This window comes from Fictibacillus terranigra (assembly GCF_030412265.1).
Taxonomy (GTDB): Bacteria; Bacillota; Bacilli; order Bacillales; family Fictibacillaceae; genus Fictibacillus_C; species Fictibacillus_C terrinigri.
In genome coordinates this window covers 58,647-66,632 of the sequence record NZ_JAUHLN010000009.1, presented here as the reverse complement: position 1 = coordinate 66,632, position 7,986 = coordinate 58,647, and the positions used below count along the sequence as shown (strand labels likewise).

Here is a 7,986-nt window from a genome sequence, read left to right as displayed (position 1 = left end):
ATGGTCCTTTTCTCCTGGGGAAGAACAGCTTGCTAACAAAATGATAAGCAAGATAATTTTAAGGTATTTCAGCATAACTCCTCCTTTTTACTAAAAAAACCCCTGGCACCAATGGTAACAGGAGTCGTACTGACTGCCTCAGGCTAAGTGCTGATACAGCTTGTGAGGATTGGCGAGAGGCTTCGGCTTTTCACACTGTGTGTTCAGTTCAACAAAACGTTCCGTATCCGATGATTCTATGATTTTCTCCATGAGCTCTAATACATGAAGACCAAGTTTCCCGCTGCAAAGATATGGCCGTCCTTCCTCAATCCCTGATATCATGTCAGCTAATCCTATCCCTCGGCAGTTTCCGCTGAGCGTACTAATTAAAGATGCTTCCTGCCATCCGGTCGTTTCCTGGTTCATATAGTAGACAGGTCCATCAAATCCATTGGGATCCGGAAGGATGAGCGTCCCCTCCGTACCATAGATTTCAATTTTTGGCAGCTTAGTATTCCACACATCAAAACTTGTCATAAATGTCGCGTTTACTCCGTTGCCAAATTGCAGTAATGAGGATACGTAAGTGGGAACCTCTACTTTAATTTTTTTCCCAGCAAACGGCTGGCTTGTAATCTCTCTTTCTGGGACGGTGATTTGATTCATGGACACTGCTTTTTTTACCGGGCCCAGCAAACTCACAAGAGCGGTGAGATAATAGGGACCTAGGTCAAAAAGCGGGCCAGCACCTTGTTTGTAAAAAAACTCTGGATTTGGATGCCAGCTTTCGGGACCTTTTCCCAGCATAAAAGCAGACGCTCCAATCGGTTCACCGATTACCCCTTTATCTAGAAGATAACGACACGTCTGAAGGCCAGCTCCTAAAAAGGTATCAGGGGCAACGCCTACTTGAAGCCCCTGCTGTAGAGCCTTTTCTATTACCCGAAGCCCCTCGCTGTAGGTAGTGGCGAGAGGTTTTTCAGAATAAACATGCTTCCCTGCCTGAAGAGCCTTTATACTAACATCCGCATGAGCACCAGGGATGGTCAAATTTACAATCAAATCAATCTCGTCCTTTGCCAGCAGATCAGAAACAGTACCGGCAAAAGGAATGTGATGCTTGACTGCCTGCTCTTCGGCCCGTTTGATGTTCAGGTCTGCCACTCCTGTAATGTCGTAGTTTAGAAATGTATTAGGTGATGAAAGATAAATATCACTAATACTTCCTGTTCCAATTACACCTATTTTTGCTTTTTTCATGTTTTCACCGTTTCTATTTTAAGAGTTCATTTAGCACCTTTGCATTTTCTTTAGCTGCAGTTGCCAGATCTGTATCAAAATGCTCCTGCTCAACTACAAACCAGGAGACATTCAATTCTTTTCCTTTCTTCACAATGGAAGCAAGATCCAACACACCAGTTCCAAGGATCGTACTTTGTTTCTCTTTTCCTTTTAAAGCCATATCCTTCATATGGAGTGTAACGAGCCTTTCGCCGATCCGGCCCATGAATTCAGCAGGGTCATAGCCGGAAAAGGCAGCCCAATAGCAATCCAGTTCAAAGGAAACGAGTGATGGATCAGTTTCATTCAAAAGGATATCGTATCCGGTCGCCTCACCATGTTTGGCGAATTCAAAATCATGGTTGTGATATCCAAGCTTCAGCCCTTCATTTTTCAAAAGATGCCCTGCGTTGTTCAGGGTTTCTGCCACACGTTTATAATCATCAAGGTTTTTTCTGTTTTCTTCCGTCAAATACGCGAGAATCAGAAGGTCATTGCCAATTTGATGGCTGTACTCAATCTGGCGTTTAAGTTTATCTTCTTCCAGCTGATCGATCCCCGTATGGCTTCCCGCCGGCTTAAGTCCAAAATCATTCAGCACCTCCTTCAGCTTTCTGGCCTCGAGATCATAGAACCCCGCAAACTGGGCACCTTCATATCCCCACTTTGAAACTTCTTTTAATGTGCCGATGAAGTCTTTTTCACATAACTCTCTGATGGTATAAAGCTGTAATCCTTTTCTTTGCATAACAATAATCTCCTTTAAAGCAGAAGCGCTTTAGTCTCCTGCGTCTTTACAATTGTTTTGGTCTGGCTGGATTCCAGGGCAGCAAGAACCACATTCAATGATTTTAATCCTTCTGTTCCACTAACAGGCGGTTCTTCGTTATTTAAAATACTGTTTACAAAAGCATCAATCACATGGGAATTGTGCTGTCCGCCTGCGTCATTCGTCTGAATCTTATCCAGCTCATATTTTACAATTTCACCGCTTGTGTACTGTGCAATCAGCGAACAATGAGGATCATCCTCCAATCTTAAAATTCCCTTTTCACCGTAAATCACAGTGGAATTATCGGCATGGTAGTAAGACCAGCTCGCTGCAAGTGTTCCGATGATTCCGCTCTCAGATTTTAAAATGCACACGGCATTATCATCAATATCGGTATCTGTTTTGGCCAGCGTTTCAACAAATGATCCGACTTCTGTAAATTCTTCTCCGATAAGGTAACGGATCAAGTCGGTTTTATGCACCCCAAGGTCACCCATTGCACCGATAAACGCTTCATTCCTTCTGAAGAACCAGCTGTTTCTTCCATCAACGCTCCATCCTTCAGGGCCCCCATGCCCGAAAGCCGTTCGGAAGCTGTAAATTTTTCCGATGGCACCTGACGCAATCAACTTCTTAGCCTTAACATGTGCTGCGACAAAACGCTGGTTATGGCCGATCATCAGCTTTTTTCCGTTCTTAACGGCAGCCTCAATCATCTGCTCCCCTTCTTGCCTTGAAGTGGCCATTGGCTTTTCGCAAAGAACATGCTTGCCAGCATCTAAAGCTACAATCGTAACCTTTGCATGCAGGTAATTTGGTAGGCAGACACTCACTGCATCCAGTTCTTCCACTTTTAATAACTCATGGTAATCTGTAAATGCCTTTGCACCATATTTTGATCTGCATACGCCTCTGCTCTTTCAGGCACGAGATCACACACTGCTGTGAGCTCCACATTAGGATTCACGTCATATTCCGGAAGGTGTCTGTATTTGGCAATGGTCCCACACCCAATTACCCCAATCTTTAGTTTTTTCATTTGAATTCCTCCCTCAATTTTCAGTGGCTTTTGGCCGCTGTTTCGGTTTCTTTTGTTAGACCTCCTATAGACTCTTGAATATGAATTACTAGATGGTCATCAACCTTGGCGTGTTTCCTTGATGTGACAATGGTCTGTCCGTTTCTTTCTTCTATATGAATATCAGAAGATGGGACAACATTGGGGGTTCCTTCAAGCACGATGATGTCCTCTTTTTGTGTCAGCCTGAAAGTCATTTTATTAAGGGTTACTTCTGTAATTTCTGAGGTGGAGTAAACAATTTTTACGCCATTGTTTAATTTCATATTGACCGGAAGCATCAGTCCATCCTTGCTTTGCAGCAAAAGCTTTTTTTCTCCAAACAAGGGGATTCCTTCAAGATAAAGGTGAAGCTCTTTATCAAATCCATCGAGATTCAGAAGATGATAAAACCTTCCTCCATCCTCATTTGCTGTGGACGTAAGAAAAATACCGTGGTCCTTGAAATCATGCTTCAGGCCTGCTTTTGCCCCCAGCCTTTCAAGAGCTTCTGTAAATAGCGGAAGATCACAGCTGTAAGCTGCCCCAATCATAATCGCTTTTCCTTGGCCATACATGGCTTCAAACCCGCAAACTTCATCAGTGCCGTAAACGGTTAAGATAGGCTCAGCCTCGCTGATTTCATAAGTATGTGCAGTATGGCTCCTCACTTCAGGACGAGGCGATGCCCATCCAGCAGCTGTCACAGATAAAAAATAATGGTCAGAATCCTTTCTCGTTCCCCTCGGACTTACACCGAGTGAATCAGCTAACAGTGTACATGGTTTCCCCTCCATATCATAGACGGGCACTTCTCCGTAGAGGAGCAGGCCTCCTCCTTCCCGAACATAATCAGAAAGTTTCTGCTGAATTCCAGGATTCATATATCGTGCAGACGGAAGAGCCAAAACAGGTGTGATTTTTGGGTTCAGCGGTTTGTTTTGAATATCCGTGGATCCGAAACGATAACCTGCAAGCAGCATCGCGCGGGCCATGATTTCCCAGCCTCCGCTGGCGCGATTTTTCTCAAGGTTCTGGATGATCTCTCTCATTTTGCAGCTTTCAGAATAATGGGACTCTGTCATGTAATAGTCAGGGATAAATCCAAAGGCCACTGGATCATGCTCTTCTTTCATAACAGCCAGTTTATCTGAAACGGCCATCATGGTTTTCGTGACTCTAGCCATACGGGGATAGGTATAGTTCAATTCTCCCTCGGGGCTTACGGGAGCTGCAAATCCATGCCTTTCACCGGTAAAAGCAATCCTGTCATTTCCGTCGTTCAGTTCCTGATCCATTCTGTAATTGCGTCCGCCGGTAAACAAATAAAAGTTAATGAGGCGGTTTCCCTGTGCGATACACATTCTGATCTTAAAATCGACAGCGGATGGATCATAGCGGTCACTGTATGTGGTTCCAAAATTCCCGTCACCGCAATTAAACTCAACAGAAGTCAGCGGCTGGTCCTCCTGGTGTACCGCATCCATAAAGCCGTTTATTAAATAAAGATCCTGAAAGGTGGTCATGTTCAAGTCACCGAAATAAATATCGGATCCGGACAAATACCCTGGATTCTGTGTATACGATTCATAAAGCTGGCTGATTCCGATCGGATAGGTGAGTGCTCTTCCCCCGCTTGTACCATGGATATTGATTACAAACGGAATGTCCTTCACTCCAAACTCTTCCGAATAGGCTCGAAGCTCGTTTACATACCGGCTAAAGCGGTGCCTCATATAACGGCCCAAATCGCCGATTAACTCGGCAGCATATTCTTCTTTTGGAGAACGGATCTGTTCATTTCGGGCTGATATTTCCATCAAGGCAAAAGGATAACGGAGCTTCAACTGCTGTTTTTCATAGTTTTGCTGCAGCCAGTTGAAAAAGTCGTCAAGCAGCTGGTCCGTCAGGTCAGGTGAATTATTTACCCAGGAAAGCATGCCGATTTCATTATCGAGCTGCACAGCGATTACGTTTCCGCCATGCTGATGCAGCCTTGGCTCGATGACGCCCATAATGTTCTTAAACCACTTGCGGGTTTCTTTTAGAAAAGATGGAGCCAGATAATCAATGGTTCGGGTAGGTATTGCCCCTCCATCCCATGTGACAGGGATGATTTCCGGATGCTTTTCGTATACCCAAAATGGAATTCCTTCGTTTTTCATTTCTGCCATTATAAACGGGCCTGGCCTCGCAAAGAAATAGAGGCCATTTTCATTGCAGAGATCAATGAATCCGCCTATATCCAGTTCTGGCCGTTTGCGGCCTGTCAAGTCTACTTCACCTTCTACTGCTTCATGGCAAATCCATGGAATGTATGACGCAACAGCATTGCAGCCTGCTTCTTTTAATTTGGTGATTCGGTCTTGCCAGTCGCTCCGGTCAAGTCTAAAGTAGTGAATCTCCCCGCACATTATGATTTCAGGTTTTCCGTCAATGATGATCTGTTTATTTCTGATTTCAATCATAGGTCTCCTCCAACATTTAATTTACTTACATCAATATTGGCAGATTTCTGCTCCTTCTTAAAAAAAAGCAAGAAAATGATTCCAATTACCAATGCGCCTATGGAAGGGATTAACCAGAAGGATTGCCATTGCGTTAATGCTTCTGTTCCCGTTCTAGTGACCGTTGAATTGAAAAACTTACCTGCGATAAGGGCACCAAAGTACATTCCAATTCCTTGAGTGAAGAAAATCAACAAGCTTTGCGCTTGGCCTTTCATTTTATGATTCGCTTTCTTCTCCGCGTAAATAAAACCGGTAACAAAAAAGAAATCGTAACAGATTCCATGAAGAGCAATACCTAAAACCATAAACATAAGGATTTCATTAGGTGCACCCAAGCCAAACAGTACATAACGCAGTGTCCAGGCCAGCATACCAACTAAAAGCATATATTTAACACCGAGTCGACGGATAAATAATGGGATTAAAATCATAAAAATAGTTTCTGACATTTGGCCAATGGTCATAATTCCAGCCACGTTCTTGATACCTGCTGCTCCCAAAAACGGTGCAGTAAAGGAGTAATAGGCAGCCAACGGGATACAAATCAACATGGAACAAATAATGAAAACTAAATAGTTTTTGTCTTTTAACATTCCTAACGCATCTAAACAAAGAATATCCCTTATCGATAATGGTTTCCCTTTGTCCGGTGCAGGGGTATGAGGCAATGTCAGACTATAAAGAGATAAAAGAACTGACATTCCGGCAGCAATGTTAAAAATGATGACGTTGTCGGAAAAGCCTAATTGTCCAATCACAAGTCCAGCTACAATCCAGCCGATAGTGCCAAAGACCCGGATGATCGGAAAGCTCTTCTCACCATTTTTTATGTTTTGGAAGGCTACGTTATTGGTAAGTGCAAGGGTTGGCATAAAGCAGAGCATATAAATAAATAGAATCCACAAAATGGCTGATTCGTTTCCAGCTTGTATCTGGTCTGGCATAAGCCATAATAAGATAGCCCCCATTAAATGTAGGACCGAAAGCACTTTCTCTGAGGGAAAAAAGCGGTCCACAACCATTCCGAGGAAAAAAGGTGATATAATCGCCGCAATGGCTCCCATTGAGAAAAATGTACCGATAATAGAGGATAAATTAAATTTCGTTAATACGAGGCCTGCCGTAACATACCAAGCACCCCATACAAAAAACTCCAGAAACATCATGACCGAAAGCCGAGGGATAACCAATGATTTGCTTTGCTTCATACATCAATCACTCCTTTACTCTTGGGAACTTATCTGCTTTCATTTCCTTAACCGTTTTTGATCGTCTCTCTTTCCCTGCTGTTTTTCTCGCTGACCGTTCCTGAAATCTCGATTTTTTCCCACTTTTTCGTTTTCATCGATTTGTAACACGCGTCCATGATCTGATTCACAGTATAACCGTCTTCATACGTCTCGCGTGGCATTTTATTTTCCGCGATACACTCCACAAAATGTTTCATTTCTTCATGATAGCCATAAACGCGTGCTTCATCAGGGACAGGGAAAATCCATCCGTTATCGGTTGTTGCTTTCTCCATGACGTACCCCGCCGATCCTGTTGTAAATGCACGAATCGGGGTTCCCCTTGTAATATCTGTAAATGCTGATCCTTTGTCTCCATACACTTCATTGCGAAGATCCATTCCTCCAAGTGCCGCCCAGGACACTTCGGCTACACCCACGGCACCGGATTCAAAACGGATCATTGCGACCGCATTGTCTTCGGCCGTAGTTTTTTCTTTATGAACCAAGTTGTCACCCCAGGCAATGCATTCGACCGGTTTGTTCTCTTTGCCCAAAAAGTAACGAAATGCTTCAAACATATGACAGCCCATATCCATCAGCGCGCCGCCGCCTGTTTTTTCAGGGTCCCAAAATTGCGGTGCGTGCGGGCCCGAATGGGCTTCACGCGAGCGCAGCGAGAAAATATTTCCGATCCCGCCTGCCTCAATTAATTCTCTTACACGAATGACTGCCGGAGAAAAGACTTCAGTTTCCGCATACCCGTGTAAAACGCCGGCTTTCTTAACCAGATCCAGCATTTCCTTTGCTTCTGCTGCATTCCGGCCAAGCGGTTTTGTACAAACTACATTCTTCTTTGCATTGGCTGCTGTTCGAGTAGCTTGCAGATGTACATCATTGGGCAGTCCGATGAGCACTAACTGGACATCCTCCCGCTTAACTGCCTCCTCCATGTTGCTTGTCCAATTGGGAATATTCCATTGTTCAGCAAATTGTTTAGCTCTCTTTTCACTCCTCGAATAGTTCACAACCACTTTATGGCCGACCACTTCTTTAAGACCATTCATGTAAAAATCCGAAACAAAACCAGATCCTAAAATCGCAATGCCTACTTCCATTTGTCTCCCTCCTATTGATTGTTTTAATGTGTAGTAA

Annotated in this window: 5 protein-coding genes and 1 pseudogene; all 6 read right to left on the bottom strand. The window is 43.9% G+C overall.

Annotation, left to right across the window (positions count from 1 at the left end):
* Nucleotides 1–138: 138 nt before the first annotated feature.
* Nucleotides 139–1,242, bottom strand: a complete 1,104-nt coding sequence (locus QYF49_RS24090; protein ID WP_290402135.1) for a Gfo/Idh/MocA family protein — start codon at nt 1,240–1,242, stop codon at nt 139–141.
* A 13-nt stretch (nt 1,243–1,255) separates the two neighbouring features.
* Nucleotides 1,256–2,011, bottom strand: coding sequence for a sugar phosphate isomerase/epimerase family protein (locus QYF49_RS24085; protein ID WP_290402134.1), 756 nt, complete (start codon nt 2,009–2,011; stop codon nt 1,256–1,258).
* Between the two features lie 14 nt (nt 2,012–2,025).
* A pseudogene (locus tag QYF49_RS24080) lies at nt 2,026–3,074 on the bottom strand (Gfo/Idh/MocA family protein).
* Between the two features lie 20 nt (nt 3,075–3,094).
* A complete protein-coding gene (locus tag QYF49_RS24075; protein WP_290402133.1) occupies nt 3,095–5,560 on the bottom strand; it encodes a beta-galactosidase in 2,466 nt (821 codons plus the stop codon).
* Complete coding sequence (locus QYF49_RS24070; RefSeq protein ID WP_290402132.1) at nt 5,557–6,810, bottom strand: MFS transporter; 1,254 nt, start codon at nt 6,808–6,810, stop codon at nt 5,557–5,559. Before QYF49_RS24070 ends, QYF49_RS24075 begins: the two co-directional genes overlap by 4 nt.
* A 47-nt stretch (nt 6,811–6,857) precedes the next feature.
* Complete coding sequence (locus QYF49_RS24065; protein ID WP_290402131.1) at nt 6,858–7,949, bottom strand: Gfo/Idh/MocA family protein; 1,092 nt, start codon at nt 7,947–7,949, stop codon at nt 6,858–6,860.
* Between the last annotated feature and the right edge of the window lie 37 nt (nt 7,950–7,986).